Source organism: Myxococcaceae bacterium JPH2 (assembly GCA_016458225.1).
Taxonomy (GTDB): domain Bacteria; phylum Myxococcota; class Myxococcia; order Myxococcales; family Myxococcaceae; genus Citreicoccus.
Map to the genome: position 1 here is coordinate 1,049,256 of JAEMGR010000001.1, position 18,769 is coordinate 1,068,024.

The following is an 18,769-nucleotide window of genomic DNA, read 5'->3' on the forward strand; positions in this document are numbered from 1 at the left end:
GCGGCGAACACTCGCTGCCCTTGGGTGCCATTGCCGCGTCGGCGTCACAAAGCCGGGGTAGCGTGCACGGCAACCATGCGGACCTCCTCAATCTCTCGACAGAAGCCGTGGCTGTGTCTCGTGCTCGGGCTGGTGGTGCTGGCCGGCTGCTCCGACCCGGGACCGACGGAGCCCAATCCCAATACCGACGGTGGCACGGAGAACCCGACGGACGGTGGCACGCAGCCCTCGGGCTGCATGGAGTCGCGCTTCCTCTCGCAGCTCGGCAAGGACCGGTTGATTGTGGGCGCGCAGATGGAGGACGCCACCGCGAAGGCGGCGCCCTTCGACCTGCGCTACCTGTACGTCGCGGCGGGCATCTTCGACTCGAAGGACGCCTGCACGTCGTGCGCGTCCGGCTGCACCGCGGCGGGCACCTCGTGCGCGGGCGGGGCGTGCGGTTGGTGGGGCTGCTGGCAGTGGGACCAGGACCCTCCAGGCGCCTACGTGCGCGACTTCATCAAGACCGCGCGCGGCAACCACCAGATTCCCTTCATCACCTACTACGAGGAGTTCCAGGCCAGCGGCTACACCGAGGGCCAGGCCCAGCTCGCCGCGCTCAACGACGTGAACTTCCTGCGCCGCTACCTGGCCGACTGGCGCTTCCTGTTGAAGCAGGTGGGCAGTGAGCAGGTGCTGCTGCAAATCGAGCCGGACCTCTGGGCCTATCTCCAGTTCTTCTCTCCGGACGGGACGCCGCGCGCCATGCCCGCGGCGGTGGCCGCCGCCAACCCCACCGACTGCGCCTCGCACGAGAACAACGCCGCGGGCCTGAGCAAGTGCATGATCGCCATGGCGCGCAAGTACGCGCCGAACGCGAAGGTGGGTCTGCACGCCAGCGCGTGGGCCACCAAGGTGGACGTGTCCATCAACACCAACGCGTCCTTCAACGTGGCGGGCGAGGCGAACAAGGTGGCGGACTTCCTCTCGCAGCTCGGCGCCACGGAGATGGACTTCGTCACCGTGGAGGCGTCCGACCGCGACGCAGGCTGGTACGAGAAGCAGCAAGGCAAGGCCACGTGGTGGGACACCAACAACACCAAGCTCCCCCACTTCCGTCAGGCCTTCACGTGGGCCAAGGCCGTGTCCGAGCGCCTCAACAAGCCGAACTTCTGGTGGCAGCTCCCGTTGGGAAACATGTCCCTCAACAACACGGACAACCACTGGAAGGACAACCGCGTGGACTACTTCTTCGCGCACGCGGACGAGGTGGCCGCCGCGCACGGGGTCGGCTTCGCGTTCGGCGCGGGCGCCCTGGGCCAGACGACGCCCGAGACGGACAACGGCAACCTCGCGAAGAAGATGAACGCCTACAAGGTCGCGGGCGGACAGCGCCCGTGCCCGTGAGGAACGACTCAGAAGAGGCGTGAGAAGGTCGCGGGCACGCCGGGACGCGGATGCCAGCGCTGGCCGTCGCGAGGCAGCCAGAGCAGGTGGAAGCGTCCGGCGGGCCCCTCGTAGCGCACCGTGTGCTCGCCCCGGGACAGCGAGAACTCCGGGGTCGTCACGCGCGCGCCGTCGATGACGAGCGTGCCGTGTGCGAGCACCTGGGCCGGCTCCACGAAGTACCGGTCCTCACGCACGGCGAGGAAGCGGTCCTCCAGGGGTTCGGCGCCCGACGCGTCGTAGCGCTGGCCCCAGAGGTACAGGTCGCCATCGAGCGGCTGGTAGTGCGCGTCCAGGAAGGCACGCAGCGTGGGCGGCAGGCCCGGGGTGCGCAGGTCGTCCACGCGCAGCACGCAGCCGCGAGACACCAGGGCCTCGGGCACCTCGCGCGCGAGCTGCTCCGCGATGGAGCCGCGCAGGTACGCGTCCGTGTAGAAATAGAAGTGCGCGTGCGGACGACTCACCGCGCCGCCCGCGTTGTCGTAGACGACGTCCTCGGGATTCGTGAGCGTCCCGATGCGCGCGAGCACCTCGCGCTGCCGGGCGTTGTCCCCACCGTCCAGCAAGTGCTCCAAGCCCGTCGCCTGGAGCGCGAGCAGCGCGCCCAACCCCACCGCCGCCTCGATGCGAGGCCCGAGCGTGCGCGGCCACATCAGCGCCAGCATCGCGCCACGCGCGGCCAACGGCGCCAACACCCCGAGGAAGGGCAACAGGCTGTACGGGAACGGCGCGCGCTGGAGCGCGTACGCGCCAAACGTCGCGGGCACGGCGAGCACCAGCACCGCGTCCGGATGACTCCAGCGCGCCGGCCCCTCACGCACGAGCGTCCAGACGACACGCGCGAACCCCAGCGCCGCCAAGATGAAGAACACCGGCTGCTCGCGCACGGCCGGCACGAAGAAGTCGCGCCACGAGAAGCCCGGGTAGTGGCGTTGATGCTCGGCGGCCCACGCGAAGCACCACCGCCACGTCGCGCCCCAGGACGCCGTCAGCGTGAGATACACGGCGACCAGCGCCAGCACACTCCCCGCGCCCGCGAGGAAGGCCCGAGGCGAGCCCAACCGCGCCGGAGGACGTCCCCGTCGCCACGCGGCATCCCCCCATGAAACAAGGCCCACGAGGCCACCGTGGAACAGCACCTTCTGCGAGGCCCACGCCGCCGCGACCAGCAGCGCCCCGGACGAGAAACAGGCGCCCTTGCCGAGCGTGCGCGACGACAGCGCCGCCAGCGCGCCGAGAAACAGCGCGGTGGAGAGCGCATCCGGCCGCACCTCGGTGGCGAACCGGACGTAGGACGGCAGCGACAGCAACAGCACGGGCGCGAGCAGCGCCGCGACCGAGCCCTCACGCCGGTTGATGCCCCAGACGGCCAGCGCCGCGCCCGCCAGTGGCACGAGCATGGCCGCGCGCAGGACGAGCATCGTGCTCGGTGCATCCCCCCACACCCAGAACAGCGGCGCGAGGAGTTGGTAGACGAGCGGGAGGTGCACCTCGAAGAAGTCGCGGTACGGCACCTGCCCATGCGCCATCAGCCATGCCGAGTGCGCGTACTGGAACTCGTCGATGCTGAAGGACTTGTGCAGCGCGAGCCGCGCGGCCTCGAACGCGAGCAGGACCAACGCTCCGCCCAACCAACCCCACGCCACTCGCGTCCAGCGGGACTCCGTCATCGGCGGCGTCATACCTTGAATCTCCTTGGGCCTCACTGTCCCAGGCGTCGGCGGGCACGCGCCCGTGCCGCTTCCAGCGCGGAGTCCACGCCGGCCGGTGCGGCCTTCGCCTCGCTCGCGGCGGGCTTCTCGGACGACGTAGGCGCTTCGCTCGGCACGGCCGGGGTCTTCGCGCGCTCCGGCGCGGCCACTTGCCACACTGCCGCTGGAGACGAGGCCGGGGTGCGCGGCGGCGTGGCGCGGACGGCCTTGCGCAGCCGTGGTCCGGAGAGGAAACGACGCACGGTCACCTCCGCCAGCAGCACCGCAATCGCCAACCCCACCAGCCACGGCGCCAGCGAGACGAGCCCCGCCGACGCGGGGGCATCCTGGAAGAGCCCCGTCATGGACAGACGCTCCACGCCACTGCCCACGGCCGCCAGCGCGACCAGCAGCTCGCGTCCCTCCTTCACGCCGCCGGGCTCGAACTCCGGCGCGTAGGGCAGCACCACGGGCGGCGCGCGGAGCACCCGCGCGCCCAGCTTCACCAACGGGAACCAGGTGCCACTGCCGCTCAGCGGGACTTCGACGACGAGGCGGTCCTCGTCCTCCCAGTGCAGGGTCTGCTCGACGGGCGCGCTCCGCCCATCCCCCGACACCAGCATCATGGTGGGGCTCGCTCCGGGCATCGGCTCTCCCTCGGGCAAGTCCAGCGTGACGCGCAGCAGGTTGCCGCGCCGCTCGGAGCGCACCACGGACTGGCTCGCGGGAGCACCACCGCCCAGCGTCCAGCGCACCATCGCCTCCAGCGTGGGGCGCAGGGAACTCCACTCGCGCAGCTCGCCGGTGTACGGACCATCCACCTCCGCGGTGAACGCCACCACGCGACCCGCGCCTCGCGACCAGAGCGCCAGCACGGGCGCGCTGCTGTCATCGAGCGTGCGCAGCGCCACGTTCGCGCGCGGCTTCAAGTACGTGAGGTTGTAGCCCCCCAACTGCGGCAGCCCTTGCGTGGGCAGCGGGCCCAGCAAGGACAGGTCCGGAGCCGCCTCCATCGACGTGGGCTCGTCCATGAAGGTGGCGCGCGCGACCGCGATGGTCTCCTGACTGAAGATGCGCGGAAGGCTGAGCGCGTCCTCGGCGAAGTAGATGCGTCCACCTCCGCGCTGAGCCACTTCGCGCAGCAGCGCCGCGTCCGAGTCCTTCGCCGTCCCCAGCCCGATGACGGACACGGTGACGTTGCGCGAGCGCAGGTCCGAGAGGACGCGCTGGTAGTCCTCGGGGTTGGTCGAGTCCGAGGCGTCCGCGAAGAGCAGCACGTGCCGCGTCGCCTTGTCGCTGCTCAATATCTGCTCCTTGCCCGCGCGCAGGGCCTCGCCCACGTAGATGCCGCCGCCCCCGCTGAAGCCGCGCGCGACCTTGCCCACGGGCAGCCCCTCTTCCACGCGCTTCATCGGAAAGATGACGTGGGGCTCCGTGTCGACCATCAGCACGGAGGCCTCGTCCTGCTTGTTGAGCAACGTCAGCGCGCCGACCACGCCCTCCGCGGCCACCTCCATCTTCGTGCGCCCATCCGGGACGGTGGCGCCCATGGAGCAACTGCAATCCATGAGTACGCTCAGCGCCACGGCGGCCCGGCGCTGCTCCTCGCGCAGCTCCAGCGACACGGGCAATAGGGGCTCGACGGGTGACTTCCGGTAGCCGCCCTCGCCGAAGCTCTCACGCCCGCCCGTCATCACCAGCCCGCCCCCGAGCTGATCCACGAACGTCGCGAGCGCGTTCAGCCCGCGCTCCCCCAGCGCGTTCGCGTCCACGTTCTCCAGCACCACCGAGCCCACGCCATCCAGGTCATCGAGCGACACGACGAACGGCGTCCGCACGCTCACGTTCATCCCTGACGCGGTGAGCGCGCGCGCCAGCGTGCCGCCGGGCTGGTGCGTGAGCAGCAACACGCGCGGAGGTCCCTCCACGCGAACCACACCGAGGCCCCGATCGTTCTCCACCACCGTGTCGCCAGGGGCCTCCACCACGAGCCGATAGCGCGCGAGCCCTGGCTCCTCGACGAGGTCGCGCAAGGACAACACGTTCGCCCCTGGCACGAGGGAGAATGGTCCCTTCACCAACGGCCGACCATCGCGCTCCAACCGCACGGTGGCGGTGACCGCGGCGGTGGCGTGCACGACGGCGGAGAACTGGAACGGCTCGCGCACGGAGACCGAGGGCGGAACATCCAGCGAGACGACCGCGACATCCAACGGCGCCTCGGGCCGAGAGACCTGACGGTAGTCCACCGCGATGCCACGCGCGGCGAGCCGCCGTGCCGCGCCTCGCGCATCCGCGCCGGTGGCCCGCCCATCCGAGATGACGAGCACGCGCCCCGCCCGCTCCTCCGGAATCAACCCGCCCGCGGCATCGAGCGCGGCGGACAGGTCCGAGGCCTCCGCGTCCACGGGCCGCAAGAATCCGCCGAGGTGCCCAGGGTCCGTGAGCGCCTTCTCCACGTGCGCCTCGCGACCGAAGGTGACCACGCCCAGGCGGTCCCCCGGACGGCGCTGGGACTCGACCAGCGACACGAGTTCCTGCGCGGTCCGGTCCACGTCGGACGGCATGGAGCGCGAGCGGTCCACCACGACCACCACGTCGCTGCCCGCGTCCGCGAAGCGCAGCTCGGGCCCAGACAGGGCGCCCACCGCGAGCACCAGCAACACGGCCCGCAGCCATTGGGGCGCTCCCGGACGGCGACCGTAGCGCCACAGGAAGAGTCCGAGCGGCAGCAGCAGGATCCACGCTTGGGGAAGAGTGAAGGTCATCGGCCCGCCCGCCTCACGTGCGCCTCGTGACGTAGAAGTCCGCCAGCAGCGCCGCCAACAGCAACCACAGCGGCCAGCGCGCGCGCCCCGAAGTCGCCCCCGTGTCCGAGGAACCGCGCGTCTCTTTCGCGGCGAGGTCCACGCTGCCGCGACCGCGCAAGTCGGACTCACGGGCATCCAGCGCCAGGACCTCGGTCGCGTCCACCGCGTCGCCGTCGCGCTCCAGCACGTAGCGGCCCGGCGCGGCGGGAGCAGGCAGGGTCAGCGGCCCGGCGCCGAACACAGGCTTCGTGCCCAACGGTCCGCGCAGTGCGTAGCGCTGGCCTGGGTTCGTCACCACCGGCAGCGGCTCACCCAAGGCGAGTTGGTGACGCGGGAAGCCTTCGCGCCTTCGCCTTGCTTCGCGCAGCACGTTGCTCCACAGCACGGGCCACGCGGTGGTGCGCTGCACGTTGGAGCGCGACACGTCCAGGTTGAGGTGCAGCCGGCCCTCCTCCTCGGACACCAGCACCGCGTCACCCGCGGCGATGAGCGGTCGGCCCGGCGGATTCTCTCCCGCCGTCCAGCGCACGCCCGCGAGCTGCACGTCGTCGAGCAGCGCATCCCCCTTCTGGGAGAAGAAGGGACCGACGAACGTTCGCAGCGGGCCACTCGCGCCCACCGTCACCTTCGCGTTCGTGCCGTGCGGCCCCACGTCCACGTCGGCAATCCCAAGGCCCGAGCTCCCGCGCGCCACGTCGGGAGACACCGCCAGGAAGCGATCCAACGCCGCGCGCTCGGCGGGCCCCAGCCCTGGCACGAGCCCCACGACCAGCGGCGCCATGGGGGCGGGCGGCAAGAGGACGTGTCCGTCCTCGGGCAGCGCGTCGTCGGGCAGCGTCACCTCCACGTCCCCCGCGCCCTGGAAGGTGAGGCGCACGGTGGTCGCACCCTCTTCGGGCAGCGCCACGTGCTCCACGCGCTCCGTGCCCTCGCGAGCCCCAGGCCCAGGCGCCGCGCGCAGCCGCAGGTCCACCGTCGAAGGCCCCGCGCCAAACCGCGCCACCCGCAGCGTCACCGTCGCCGTGTTCCCCTCATCCCGCCGCTGCGCCGAGACGAGCGCCACGTTGTCCCGAGGCCCACCCAGCGCCGTCCACCGCACCGTCGCCGGAACCCCGAAGCCCTCCACCGGCGCCGCATCCGTGAGGAAATGCACGGGCGCACCCGGCCCGGCCAGCTCCTGCGCCCACCGCAGCGTGGGCAGAACATCGTGGTCCGCGCTCTGCGGCTGGAAGGACTCCAGTGCGGACAACGCACGGGACGGCTCCACCTCCGGACCAGCGAGCACGCGCGGCGATGCGCCACTGGCGAGCACCGTCACGTGGGTGGCCGACTCGGACTCCACGCGCTTCGCCGCTTCCCGGCGCACGCGCTCCATCACCGAGTCGCCCTGCGCACCCCTCGCCGACATGGACAGGCTGCCATCCACCACGAGCACGACGTGCCGCTTCCGCGCGGACTCGCCCAGCTGCACGTCCGACAGGAACAGCGCCGCGGCCACCACCGCCAGCACCTCCAGCAGCAGCGAGAGTTCGCGCGTGAAGCGCTCCCACCTCGGACCCGCCTCCGCGCGCGGACGCGGCGTGCGCCACAAGAAGAGCGCGCTCACCACCACGGGCTTCTGCCGACGACGCAGGAAGTACGCCGCCACCAGCGGCGCGAGCGCCCCGAGCGCCAACAAGCCCCACGGCGCGCCGAAGTTCACGCGCCACCTCCGGGCACGAACAGCGCGCGCAACGGTCCCGCCACCGATGCACCCAACGGATCCGCCGCGCTCACGGTCAGCAGCGTCGCGCGCGCGCGTTGAGCCGCGGCCCGCAGGGCTCGCTGATGCGCAGCGAAGCGACGGGCATAGGCCGCGAGCACCGACTCGGTCAGCAGCTCCTCCAGCGCCGCACCGCTCTCCGCGTCCACCAGCCGCGCGCCCTCACCACCCGAAGGATCCAGATCCTCCGCGTCCAACACCTGAACCAGGAACAGCGCCGATGCGCCCCGCGCGAATCGCGAGCACAGCGCGCCCAGGTCCACCTCGACGAGGAAGTCGCTCACCACCACGCGCACGCCACACGGCCGAAGCGGCGGCAGTCGCGCCAGCGCGGCGGACAGGTCATCTCGCGCATCGAACTCCGAGGTCCGCAGCGCGCTGCGACAGGCCCCGCCCTGCACTCGCTCCGCCCGGGCGCCCGCCACCCACAGCGTGGGAGAGAGACCCTGCCGAGCGCCCACGTCCGTGGTCAGCAGCGCCACCTCGCGCGCTCGCGCCTCCTTGGACGCGGACAGCGCCATGCTGCGCGAGCCGTCCACCACCACTTCCAGACGCGGCGACACCTCGTCCTGGCGCACGCGCAGAATCAAATCTCCGGTGCGCGCCACCGCGTTCCAGTCCACCTGACGCAGGTCATCTCCGGGCTGGTACGCACGGAAGTCATGCAGCTCCAGCGAGCTGCCCGCCGACGCGGCCCGCACCTCACCCACGCGACCCCGGTGAGGTCCCCGAGGCAGCGCCAGGGTCAACCCCGGGCCGAGCGTCGCCACCTCGGCTTCGTCCATCCGAATGCTCACGACGCGTGGACCCGCCGCTCACGATCCACCAGCATCCGGTCCGCGCAGAATGCGGCCAGCACCGCCAAGAGCCCCACGCACGCGAGCATGGAGTTGGGCAGCACATCGATGTTCGAGTACTCCGAGAAGTTCTTCGCTCCGATGAAGGGGTTGAGCAGGTTGAACATCGGGTCGTCCGAGGACAGGTCCATCAGCGAGGCCACGACGGGCGGCACCGCGCCCCCCAGCGCCACCACGCAGAAGAAGACCAGTCGCACCGCGGCCGACCTGCTGAAGCGCTCCGGCGACACCCAGCGACTGAGCAAGAGGGCCACGGAGAGATAGAGCACGCTGTACGACAGCATGGCCCCCAGCGCGCGGCTGAACTCCACGATGCGCGACTCCGAGCCCGAGGAGGATTGCGTCAGCACGAAGCAGACCGCGGTCCAGCCCACCTGCAGCGCGAGCGAGAGACGGAACCCTCGCACCGCGCCGGGTCGGAAGAGAGACCATGGGCGCGTCGCCGCGCGGAGCGCGCGAGCCTGCCCCTCCGCGTCGGAGGAGAGGATGACCCCCATGCCCGCGAGGTGGACCATCCCCATCACCCCCGCGAAGGCGGCGGCATGGAATGACTGGTCCTTCCAGAGCCACCCACAGGTGACGCACAGCAGGGACAAGGCGCTCTGAAGCACCACCGCCCGGCGCGGCCCGAGCGTGTAGTTCTCCGTGGGCAACGACAGCCTCGCCGCGGACGCCTCGAACAACAGCCAGCCGTACGACATCATCACCCACAGACAGATGCCCACGACGACGAGGAACTCCGTGTCGCCCATCCATCGGCCGGTGTGCTCGATCATCCCGTAGGCGGACGTCAGCGCCGTCACGAGCGAAGCGCCCAGCCCCCCCAGCAGCGCGAAGTGCATGAAGGCGCGCCCCACTCGGCTGTCCGCCAACGTCGCGGCGCAGACGGACACCACCGTGAGGAACACGAGCCACGTTGCGGCCAGCCCGAGCACGAACAGGATGGTGAGGAGGTCGATGCCGTTGAGGTAGTAGCTGAAGAGCAGGAACGGCCCCGCCGCCGAGGCGTACAGCCCCGCCTGCACCAGATACGAGGCCACCTTGCCCCGGAGAATCCGGCGCGGGCCCAGCCCCGTCAGCACCAGGAGCACCCACGTCTCGTCCTCACGCTCCCGCGCCAACGAGCGGTAGGCGCTGTACGGGATGATGAAGAAGTGCGCCACCGCGAGGCAGAAGAAGAACGCGTAGAAGAACGTGCGTCCCTGCTGAGACACCGCGGAGTCGCGCAGCTGCAGGTACGCCGCCAGCGACAGGCACAAGCACGCCAGCAACATCAGGGCGAAGCACACCCAGAAGACCCGCGTGCGCAGGCCCTGGCGAACCTCCTTCACCACCAGGGGGTTGAGGCGATCGCCCCAACGCACCCACCAGGGCTCGCTCGGCACGGACGCGGTTGCCGGCGCCGAGGGTGTCAGCTCCGCGGCGGGAATCACGGGCGCGCTCACGCGACCCTCCCCTTCGTCACTGTCATGAAGGCATCTTCCAGGTTGCGCTCGCGCGGGCTGAACGCGCACACCGGCAGCCCCGCGGAGATCAGCGCGGAGAGCAGCACCGCGCAGGCCGCGTCGAGTTCAGCGGGACTCGATTGTGCCGCCAGCTCCACGCGGACGCGCAGCGCCTGACCGTCGCGGACCACCTTCGTCACGCGCGGCTGCTCCAGGAGCAACCGCTCGGCTCGCGCCCACTCCGCATCCGCGTCTCGCTCCACCGCCAGCCGCAGCGACAACTCCACCGAGGCCGCCGCCTCCGTCGCCGGGTGCAGCAGGTCCTGCACCTTGCCCGTGGTCAGCAGGCGCCCTTGCTCGATGATGGCGCAGGTGTCGCAGATCTCCGCCAGCTCCGTGAGGATGTGGCTGGAGATGATGACCGCCTTGCCTTGGTCCGCCAGCGCGCGCAGCAGCTCGCGCAGCTCGATGCGGGCGCGCGGATCCAACCCATCCGCGGGCTCGTCGAGGAGCAAGAGCCTCGGGTCGTGGAGCAGCGTGCGCCCCAACGCCACGCGCTGACGCATGCCCTTGGACAGGGCCGTGGTCAGCTTGCCCGCCAGCGGCGTGAGCCCGGTGAACTCCATCACCGAGGACACTCGCGCCGTGCGCTGCGCGCCCTTCAGGCCGTAGGCCCGTGCGAAGAAGTCGAGGAACTCGGCCACGGTGACGTCGTCATAGGTGCCGTACCGGTCCGGCATGTAGCCGATGAGCGGCCGGGCCTTGTCCGGCGCATCCACCAGCGACGTGCCATCCAGCAGCACCTCGCCCGAGGACGGCACGTCCAGCGTCGCCAGGATGCGCAGGGTCGTGCTCTTTCCCGCGCCGTTCGGTCCGATGAACCCGAGGATGCTGCCCGCCTCCAGGCGGAAGGACACGTCGTCCACCGCGCGCAGCGTCCCGTAGTCGCGGCACAGGTTTCTGACTTCCAGCAAGCTCATGGCCGCCCCTCGTCCACCTTGCCCCGGACGACATGGCCCGAGGACTCCAACGCCACGTTCAGCGTCGCGGTGGGCGCGGGCCCCAAGCCGCTCAGCCGCGCCACGAACTCCCCGTCAACGGGTGGATCACTGAACAGCAACAGGCTCCGCGGGAAGCGGTTTCCGGCGGCCTCGGGGAAGCCCCAGTCCATCTGCGCCCGCTCGTCCCGAGGCGTGGCCTTGCCCTCCGCGCCCTCCGCGAGCGTCGGCAACGTCCAGAGCGCGCCCGCCATCCGCACCGCCCCACCCATCAAGGGTCCACCCAGCGCGTTCTGGACGATGAGGTCCGAGCCTTCACGACGGACTCGCAGCCGCGCCCGCGAGGGCACGACCGCCACCTCGCCCCACTCGCGATAGGTGCGCGAGGGAAGGAAGCCCGAGCGAACCGCGAGGCCGTGCGACCAATCCAGCTCCAACCCCGAGCGCTCGCCATCATCCGGTGCGATCAGCACGCTCGTGGCGGGCAGCTCGAACGAATCCAGGGGCAGGTTCGCGTACCAGGCGCCCAGGCCCACGGTGATGGCGCGCGAGCGCTCCCGGTCCAACCAGGTGAGGCTGTAGCGCGCCGCGTGCACGGAGAAGCCCTCCACCAGCACGGACCAGATGACCAGGGCCACACACGTGACGAGCGCCACCGAGGGCACGGCGATCAACACCGCGACCGGCCCCTTGCGCCGGGCCAGCAGCAGCGAGCCCGGCCCGACCACCGCGGTGAAGAGGACCATCAAGAACAGGAAGTGCCCCACCGGAGCCCGCGCGCTCGACAGCAAGGGGCGCTCACCGTTGCTGAGCATCTGCCGGTCGCGCTCCCAGCGCTGCGCGAGCCCCACGGGCATCACCGGTCCGTCCAGCTCATGCGAGCCCATCTGGAGAGCATGGGCGCAGTCCTTCGCCGTGGTGTTGCAGACGTGGACCTGCCCGAAGGCATAGAGCGGCTCCGCGTTGGACAGCCGGTCCATGGGGAATCGCGTCGCCACGTCTCGCGGAGCCTGAGCGATGACCAGGTTGCCGCCCGCGGCGGCGTAGGTCTCCAGCGCGGTCCACACCTCGCCACTCACCTTGTCGGGCGGCGCGGCGACCATCACGGTGCCGTACCCCAGATAGGCGGCGAGCGGATGGGGCGCGATCGTGGGGTCCATGAACCGGACCTCCATCAACGGAGACTGGCTCGACCCCGAGCGGGCCAGCGCGGTGGTGAGCTCGAACTCCTTCTGCGAGCCCAACACGAGGACGCCCAGCGTCGAGCCGGAATTGTCCAGGTAGATGCCTTGCCGCCCGATGTTGAGGCCCTCCCCCTCCAGCAGCACCGAGCCCGACTGGATCCCCGCGGGGATGAGCAGGTGGGTCACCAGTCGCTGTCGAGGCGCCAGACTCAACGCCATCGTGGCGACACGGCCCCCGGCCTCGCTCGACTCGAAGGAGAGCTGAAGCGAGCGCGCCACCGACGAGTGGTTCTCCAGCGAGACCTGCAACGGCGTGCACCCGAACCGCGCCATCAGCGCGCCGCTCTGCACGCTCGCATGGACCGCCTCGTCCATGAGCACGAGCATGGACTCGGACACGTCGCGATAGCCGCCGGGCCCCGTTGCCTCGTCGTCAGCGGCCACGTCGGCCACGTCGGCCGCCTCAGCAGCCGCGTCGACCGCCTCGACCGCCGGGGCGGCCACGTCGTCGACCGCCGGGGCTGCGTTCGCCGTCAGGAGCGTCGCCAGCGCCAGCGCCGTCAGCACGCTAGTCACGCGGGACCTCGGGGATCGCCTGGAGCAGCGCGCTCACCACGTCCTGTGAGGACACCTTCTCCAGCGAGGCCTCATACGCGAGCACCAGCCGGTGGTTGAGCACGGCGGGGGCCGCGGCCACCACGTCATCGAAGCCCACGTTGGGCCGCCCATTGAGCAGCGCGAGCGCGCGTCCCGCCGCGGCCATGGCCAGCGCGGCGCGCGGGCTCGCGCCATAGCGCACGAAGCGCCGCACCGGCTCGGGAGCGCTCGGCTGCCGAGGGTCGCTCGCCTCCACCAATCGCCCGATGAAGTCCGCCACCGGCCCCGGCAGATGCACGCGGTCCACCGCCGCGAACAGCCGCTCCAGGCCCGGTCCATCCAGCACGGGAGACAGCTCGGGCGGCGCGCCGCGCACGCGCGTGGTGAGCAGCGCGCGCAGCGTCTTCGCGCCCACGGAGGGAACCTGGATGCGGAACAGGAAGCGGTCGAGCTGGGCCTCTGGCAGGGGATAGGTGCCCTCCAACTCGATAGGGTTCTGCGTGGCGAGCACGAAGAAGGGCTCGGGCAGCGGGCGCGTCTGGCCGAGCACCGTCACGCGACGCTCCTGCATCGCCTCCAGCAGCGCGGACTGCGTCTTGGGACTGGAGCGGTTGATCTCATCCGCCAACACGAGGCTGGCGAACAGCGGGCCTTCGCGGAAGACCAGCTCGCGGCGTGACTCGCCCTCCAGCACGTACGTGCCGGTGATGTCGCCGGGCAAGAGGTCCGGGGTGAACTGGATGCGGCGGAAGGGCAGCGCGAGCAGCCGCGCCAACGCCTTGCACAGCTCCGTCTTGCCCAGGCCCGGCAGACCCTCCAGCAGCACGTGGCCGCGCGCGAGCACCGCCACCACCACCTGCTCGACGACCGCCGGCTGGTCGAGCATCACCTGATTGAGGCCCTCCTGAAGGCGAGCCACGGCCCCCACCGCCTCTTGGACTTCGCCTGGACTGAGTAGCTCGGCTGCCACGTCATCTCCCCTTTTGGACTACTCGCCACCAAAGTACCGCTTCACCAGCTCGCGGTTGCGCGGCAGGAGCGGCGTCGCGCCGGGTCCGGCCGTCGCCTCGCCCCGCGCGCCCGTCCCCCGCGAGCCCCCTGCTGCCGCCGCGCCCTCACGAGGACGCGCATCTCCTGAGCGCAGCCCCCATACCTCACCGGCCTCGCCGCCGTGACCCGCAGGCAGGGGCTCGAAAGCCAGGCGCCTCGGGTCCATCTCCGCCGAACCGCCGAAGGCCAAGGGTGTCTCGCCGGTCCCATCCTCCGACGAGGCGCCCCCGTTCCCCGACCGCACATGACGACTCAGATGGTCGCCGTCGGTGATGGGCCGTCCCTGCCCGTTCTGAGAGTGACCCGCCCCCTGTTGAGGCGAGCCATTCGCCGAGGACGACGACTGCGACCGCGACCCTTGTCCCGACGCCGCGCGAGCCTCGCGCTGGGCCTCGGACGAAGCGCCTTCCGGGCGCTCCGACGGCGAGTTTCCGAACTGGCGCTCCAGCGAAGCCTGACGCTGAGCCAACGCACGACGCAGGTCCGAAATCTGCGTGGGGTTCCCCGCGGCCTTCGCACGCGCCTGCGCCGAGTGCGACCCCGCCTCCCCAGATTCCGAGGGTCGCCCCTCCTGTTGCTCCGCCCCCTGAGCCCCCGAGTTCGCGCCCTGCTCCGAGCCCCGCGCTCCCGAGTTCGACGCCTCGGCGCCCTGCTGCGTTCCCGACGCGCCCTGCTCCGAGCCCTGAGCCCCCGCGTTCGACGCCTCCGCGGCTTGCTCCGTTCCCGACTGCGCGCCGTTCTTCGAGTCGCCCTGCCCCTGCGCGTTCCGGTCGAGCTCCATCAGGGCCTGCTCCAAGGCCTCCCGCTCTCGGGTCACGGCCTCGGCGTTTCCCGCCGGCCCCAGCGCATCCTCCAGCTCACGAGCCGCCTCCGCGGCGCGGGCGAGCTGGGCGGCGGCCTCGGCGGCGCGCTCGGCCAGTCGCTGCGACAGCGCATCGGTGGCCTCCCAATCGGCGGCGTCGAAGCGCCCCTCCGAAACCTCCTCCGAGAGCCGACGCAGCTCCTCTTCCACGTTCGCGCCCAGCGGCTCCTCGCGGGCCAGCGCCTCGGCCTGAGCCTGCACGGCGGCCACCTGGGTCGCGGCGGCGGCGTTGATGCGCGTCTCCTTCGCCACGGGCCGAGGCAGCAGGTGCCCCACCCCGGCGAACAGCACCGCCCCGAGCAGCGCGGCCACGGGCCGCCGCCAGCGAATCGGCGGGAGTTTCACCGCGCGGGCCAGCTGGTTGGCCGCCAGCTCCCACTCCCCCACGGAGCGCTCCAGTCGCGTGAGCAACAACCCCGAGGCCCCCGCCGAGCGGTCCGCGAGCACCGCCGCGTGCTCCAGCGAGACGCTTTGAGAGCGGGCCCGCACGACCCAGGCCCACAGCCCCACCGCCGCCAGCGGAAGCACCGCCCACCCGGGCGCGCGGGGAAACCCCATCCGGACGAGCACGCACGCGGTGGCCACGGCCCACGCGGGAGCCACGCCCCGCTCCAGCCAGACTTCCGCGTTGAGTCGCCGCCGCACGCGCCGCACGGGCGCGAGCACCAAGGCCTGAAGTCGACGTTCTTCGCTGGCTGCCATGCGTGGGCCGGCAGTGTCGGACACTCGCCCGGGCGCGACAAGCGATGGGAGGGGGAGCGGTCGAAGGTGGCCCTGGAGCGGTCGCTCGCGATGCCGAGAGGTCCGACAGACCCGTGCGTCTTCTCGTGCCCGTCGCTAACGTGCCCCCATGAACTTCCGCCACCTTGGACGCAGTGGGCTCGTCGTCAGCGAGATCTCCTTCGGCAACTGGTTGACCCATGGGAACCAGGTCGAGGAGGACGCCGCCCTCGCGTGCGTGCGCGCGGCCCTCGACGTGGGCATCACCACGTTCGACACGGCGGACGTGTACGCGGACACGAAGGCGGAGTCGGTGCTCGGCCGCGCGCTCAAGGGCGAGCGCCGCGCCGGCTACGAGCTGTTCACCAAGGTCTTCTGGCCCACGGGCCCGGGGAAGAATGACCGGGGCCTGTCCCGCAAGCACGTCCTCGAGTCCATCGATGGCTCGCTGCGCCGGCTCCAGACGGACTACGTGGACCTCTATCAGGCCCACCGCTATGACCCGACCACGCCGCTGGAGGAGACGATGCTCGCCTTCGCGGACATCGTGCGCCAGGGCAAGGCGCTCTACATCGGCGTCTCGGAGTGGACCGCGGAGCAGATCCACGCCGGCGCGAAGCTGGCCCGCGAGCTGCGCATCCCCTTCATCTCCAATCAGCCGCAGTACTCCATGCTCTGGCGGGTGATTGAGTCGCAGGTCATCCCCGTCTCGGACGCGGAGGGGATGGGGCAGATTGTCTGGTCCCCGCTCGCGCAGGGCGTGCTCACGGGCAAGTACCGCCCGGGCCAGCCGCCTCCCGCGGGCAGCCGCGCGCGCGACTCGAAGGGCGCGGGCTTCATCGGGCACTTCCTCACCGACGACGTGCTCACCCGCGTGCAGCAGCTCCAGCCCATCGCGAAGGATGCGGGCCTCACCATGGCGCAGCTCGCGGTCGCGTGGGTGCTCCAGAACCCGAGCGTGAGTTCGGCCATCATCGGCGCGTCGCGCCCCGAGCAGGTGCACGACAACGTGAAGGCCAGCGGCGTGAAGCTGGACGCGGAGGTGCGCCAGCGCATCGACACGGTGCTCGGCCCCGCCATCGTGCGCACCGCCCCCCCGCAGTAGCCGCGCGCCATGCTGCTTCCCCACGCGTCGCCCCCCGAGTCCCGCGCCGGACTCGCGAACCTGCCCCTGGTGCTCTGGCCCGCCGCGCTCACGATGTGGGGGCCGGGTGAGCAGTCGCACGCGCACGCGCACCATGCCCTGCACCTGGCGGTGTGCCGCGAGGGCACGCTCGCGATCCAACGAGAGGGCGCAGCGACGCCGGAGCGCGCGGCGGCGGTGCTCGTGGGTCCAGACGTGACACACGCGCTCGACGCGCGCGGCACCGAAATGCTCCTCTTCTTCGTGGAGCCCGAGAGCCAGGATGGCGAGCGACTCCTCGGCGTGCTCGCGGGCCACCCCGTGCGCACCTTCGATGCCGCCCAGCGCGATGCCCTGCTCGGCGAGCTGGCCGCGCCGGGACCGCTCGCTCCCGATGCCGTGTCCCGCTGGATGCGGGCGACGGTGGACGCGCTCGCGACGCAACCCCACGCCTCGCCCCGGCGCATGCATCCGCGCGTGCGCCGCCTGCTGCGCTACCTGCGCCGAGAGCCCGCGCCCGAGGACACCTCCCTGGAGGCACTCGCCCGCATCGCGGGCCTGTCCCCAGGGCGGCTGATGCACGCCTTCACCGAGTCCGTGGGCGTCCCTCCGCGCCCCTATCTGCTGTGGCTTCGGCTCCAGCGCGCGGCGGGCGCCATCGCCGCGGGCCAGCCTCCCAGCGTCGCGGCGCACGCGGCGGGGTTCTCGGACGCGGCCCACCTGACGCGTACCTTCCAGCGCATGTATGGCACCCCACCCTCGGTGCTCCGCGAGCGCAGCCCCCGCGTCCAGGTGCAGGCCCTGCCCGACCCCTGACGTTCCGCCCTACCCTGGACTCCAGGCACGTCCGGACGTGGTCCATCCGACATCCGCCTCCCCGTCCGCCCCGCGCCGCGGAAGGACCCGCTCCCCCAGCGCCGTTCCATTTGACTTTTGGTCTCTCAGGAACAAGAGATTCGCGCGCGCGTTGGGCAACCCCACCCTCACACAGGCCTCCATGACGTCCCTCTTCATCCTGGCCCAGGCGGGCCAACCCCAGGTCGGCTGGCTCAGCAGCAAGCTGCTCGGCGTCACCCTCACCAGCGCAGAGTGGGTCCTCTGGCTGCTCGTCGTCCTGTCGGTGATGTCCATCGCGGTGATGCTGGAGCGCGCCGTCTTCTTCGCGCGGCACCGGCTGCCCAACTCGGAGGAGCTGGCCCTGCGGCTGGCGCGCGGCGAGTTCGAGGCCGTGCGCACCGCCATCGCGGGCAAGAGTGGCATGGAGGCCGCCGTCATCCGCGAGGGCCTCGCCTCCTCGGACCGGGGCGCGGACACCGTGGAGCAGGTCATCGCGTCCACCGTGGCGCGCGAGCGGCCCCAGTACGAGCGCTTCCTGTCGCTCCTGGGCACGCTGGGCAACAACGCGCCGTTCATCGGTCTGTTCGGCACGGTGCTCGGCATCATCAAGGCCTTCCACGACCTGGGCGCCATCAACGTGAAGGGCGCCGCCATCCAGCAGACCGTGATGGCCGGCATCTCCGAGGCGCTCGTCGCCACGGCCGTGGGCCTCGCGGTGGCCATCCCCGCGGTGGTCGCCTTCAACGTCTTCAACCGTCAGCTCAAGACGCTCACCAGCCGCACCAACGCCCTGGGCCACGCGCTCGTCGGGGCCCTGCGCGCCGAGGGAGGCAAGTCCGCCTCCGCCCCCGCTCGCGCCGCGGAAGGTCGGTAGCCCATGGCCGGCGGAGCGTCTGACAACGACGAGGAAATCACGGGCATCAACGTCACCCCGCTGGTGGACGTGGTGCTGGTGCTGCTCATCATCTTCATGGTGACCGCCAACTTCATCGTCCGCGAGACGGTGGAGGTGGACCTGCCCCGCGCGGCCAACGGCGGCGAGACGGTGCAGGGCCTGGTCAACGTGGTGCTCGACAAGGACGGGAAGTTCTTCTTCGACGGCGCCGAGGTGAACGAGGCGGACCTGTCTCGCAAGGTGGCCGAGGCGGTGGCGAAGGACAAGGAGACGCGCGCCATCATCAGCGCGGATCAGTCCATCCCGTACGGCCGGGTGATGCGGCTCATCGACGTGGTGAAGGGCCAGGGCATCGCCAAGTTCGCCCTCAACATCGAGAAGGACGTGGCCCCCGTCCCCGCGGCCGCGCCCGCCACGCCCTGAGGCGCACGTCATGAGTCAGGCGGTCCTCGACGCTCCCCTGCAGCCCCGCGACCGCGCCACGCGCGGGGTCGTCGCGTTCCTGCTCATCTC

Annotated in this window: 14 protein-coding genes; 5 read left to right on the forward strand and 9 right to left on the reverse strand. The window is 71.4% G+C overall.

Annotated features, from left to right (window positions below; genetic code table 11):
• Positions 1–75: 75 nt before the first annotated feature.
• Positions 76–1,386 carry a hypothetical protein gene (locus JGU66_04365; GenBank protein MBJ6759985.1) on the forward strand — a complete coding sequence of 437 codons (1,311 nt, stop codon included), beginning with the start codon at positions 76–78 and terminating at the stop codon, positions 1,384–1,386.
• A gap of 8 nt (positions 1,387–1,394) precedes the next feature.
• Here the strand turns inward: JGU66_04365 and JGU66_04370 are convergent, their stop codons facing one another.
• The 9 genes from JGU66_04370 to JGU66_04410 are packed head-to-tail and all read right to left on the reverse strand — an operon-like array spanning position 1,395 to position 15,383.
• A complete protein-coding gene (locus JGU66_04370) occupies positions 1,395–3,107 on the reverse strand; it encodes a hypothetical protein (GenBank protein ID MBJ6759986.1) in 1,713 nt (570 codons plus the stop codon).
• Between the two features lie 20 nt (positions 3,108–3,127).
• Positions 3,128–5,884 carry a VWA domain-containing protein gene (locus JGU66_04375; GenBank protein MBJ6759987.1) on the reverse strand — a complete coding sequence of 919 codons (2,757 nt, stop codon included), beginning with the start codon at positions 5,882–5,884 and terminating at the stop codon, positions 3,128–3,130.
• A gap of 13 nt (positions 5,885–5,897) precedes the next feature.
• Positions 5,898–7,628, reverse strand: coding sequence for a VWA domain-containing protein (locus tag JGU66_04380; protein ID MBJ6759988.1), 1,731 nt, complete (start codon positions 7,626–7,628; stop codon positions 5,898–5,900).
• Complete coding sequence (locus tag JGU66_04385) at positions 7,625–8,473, reverse strand: DUF58 domain-containing protein (protein ID MBJ6759989.1); 849 nt, start codon at positions 8,471–8,473, stop codon at positions 7,625–7,627. Before JGU66_04385 ends, JGU66_04380 begins: the two co-directional genes overlap by 4 nt.
• 8 nt (positions 8,474–8,481) lie before the next feature.
• A complete protein-coding gene (locus tag JGU66_04390; protein ID MBJ6759990.1) occupies positions 8,482–9,960 on the reverse strand; it encodes an ABC transporter permease in 1,479 nt (492 codons plus the stop codon).
• Positions 9,961–9,986: 26 nt separating this feature from the next.
• Positions 9,987–10,970 carry an ABC transporter ATP-binding protein gene (locus JGU66_04395; GenBank protein MBJ6759991.1) on the reverse strand — a complete coding sequence of 328 codons (984 nt, stop codon included), beginning with the start codon at positions 10,968–10,970 and terminating at the stop codon, positions 9,987–9,989.
• Positions 10,967–12,748 (reverse strand): hypothetical protein, encoded by a 1,782-nt coding sequence (locus tag JGU66_04400; GenBank protein ID MBJ6759992.1) that lies wholly within the window; start codon positions 12,746–12,748, stop codon positions 10,967–10,969. Before JGU66_04400 ends, JGU66_04395 begins: the two co-directional genes overlap by 4 nt.
• Entirely contained in the window at positions 12,741–13,739 is a 999-nt protein-coding gene (locus tag JGU66_04405; GenBank protein MBJ6759993.1) for an AAA family ATPase, read from the reverse strand. The genes JGU66_04400 and JGU66_04405 overlap by 8 nt, the downstream gene beginning before the upstream one ends.
• A gap of 18 nt (positions 13,740–13,757) precedes the next feature.
• Positions 13,758–15,383, reverse strand: a complete 1,626-nt coding sequence (locus JGU66_04410; protein MBJ6759994.1) for a hypothetical protein — start codon at positions 15,381–15,383, stop codon at positions 13,758–13,760.
• 148 nt (positions 15,384–15,531) lie between these two features.
• Between JGU66_04410 and JGU66_04415 the strand changes: the two genes are divergently transcribed.
• From JGU66_04415 to JGU66_04430, 4 genes are all read left to right on the forward strand, one after another.
• Positions 15,532–16,506: an aldo/keto reductase family protein gene (locus JGU66_04415; GenBank protein ID MBJ6759995.1), complete on the forward strand. Its 975-nt coding sequence runs from the start codon at positions 15,532–15,534 to the stop codon at positions 16,504–16,506.
• A 9-nt stretch (positions 16,507–16,515) separates the two neighbouring features.
• On the forward strand, positions 16,516–17,340 hold the full coding sequence (locus JGU66_04420) for a helix-turn-helix transcriptional regulator (protein ID MBJ6759996.1): 825 nt from the start codon (positions 16,516–16,518) through the stop codon (positions 17,338–17,340).
• Positions 17,341–17,521: 181 nt separating this feature from the next.
• Positions 17,522–18,235 carry a MotA/TolQ/ExbB proton channel family protein gene (locus JGU66_04425; GenBank protein MBJ6759997.1) on the forward strand — a complete coding sequence of 238 codons (714 nt, stop codon included), beginning with the start codon at positions 17,522–17,524 and terminating at the stop codon, positions 18,233–18,235.
• Between the two features lie 3 nt (positions 18,236–18,238).
• Positions 18,239–18,679 carry a biopolymer transporter ExbD gene (locus tag JGU66_04430; GenBank protein ID MBJ6759998.1) on the forward strand — a complete coding sequence of 147 codons (441 nt, stop codon included), beginning with the start codon at positions 18,239–18,241 and terminating at the stop codon, positions 18,677–18,679.
• The last annotated feature ends 90 nt before the right edge of the window (positions 18,680–18,769 follow it).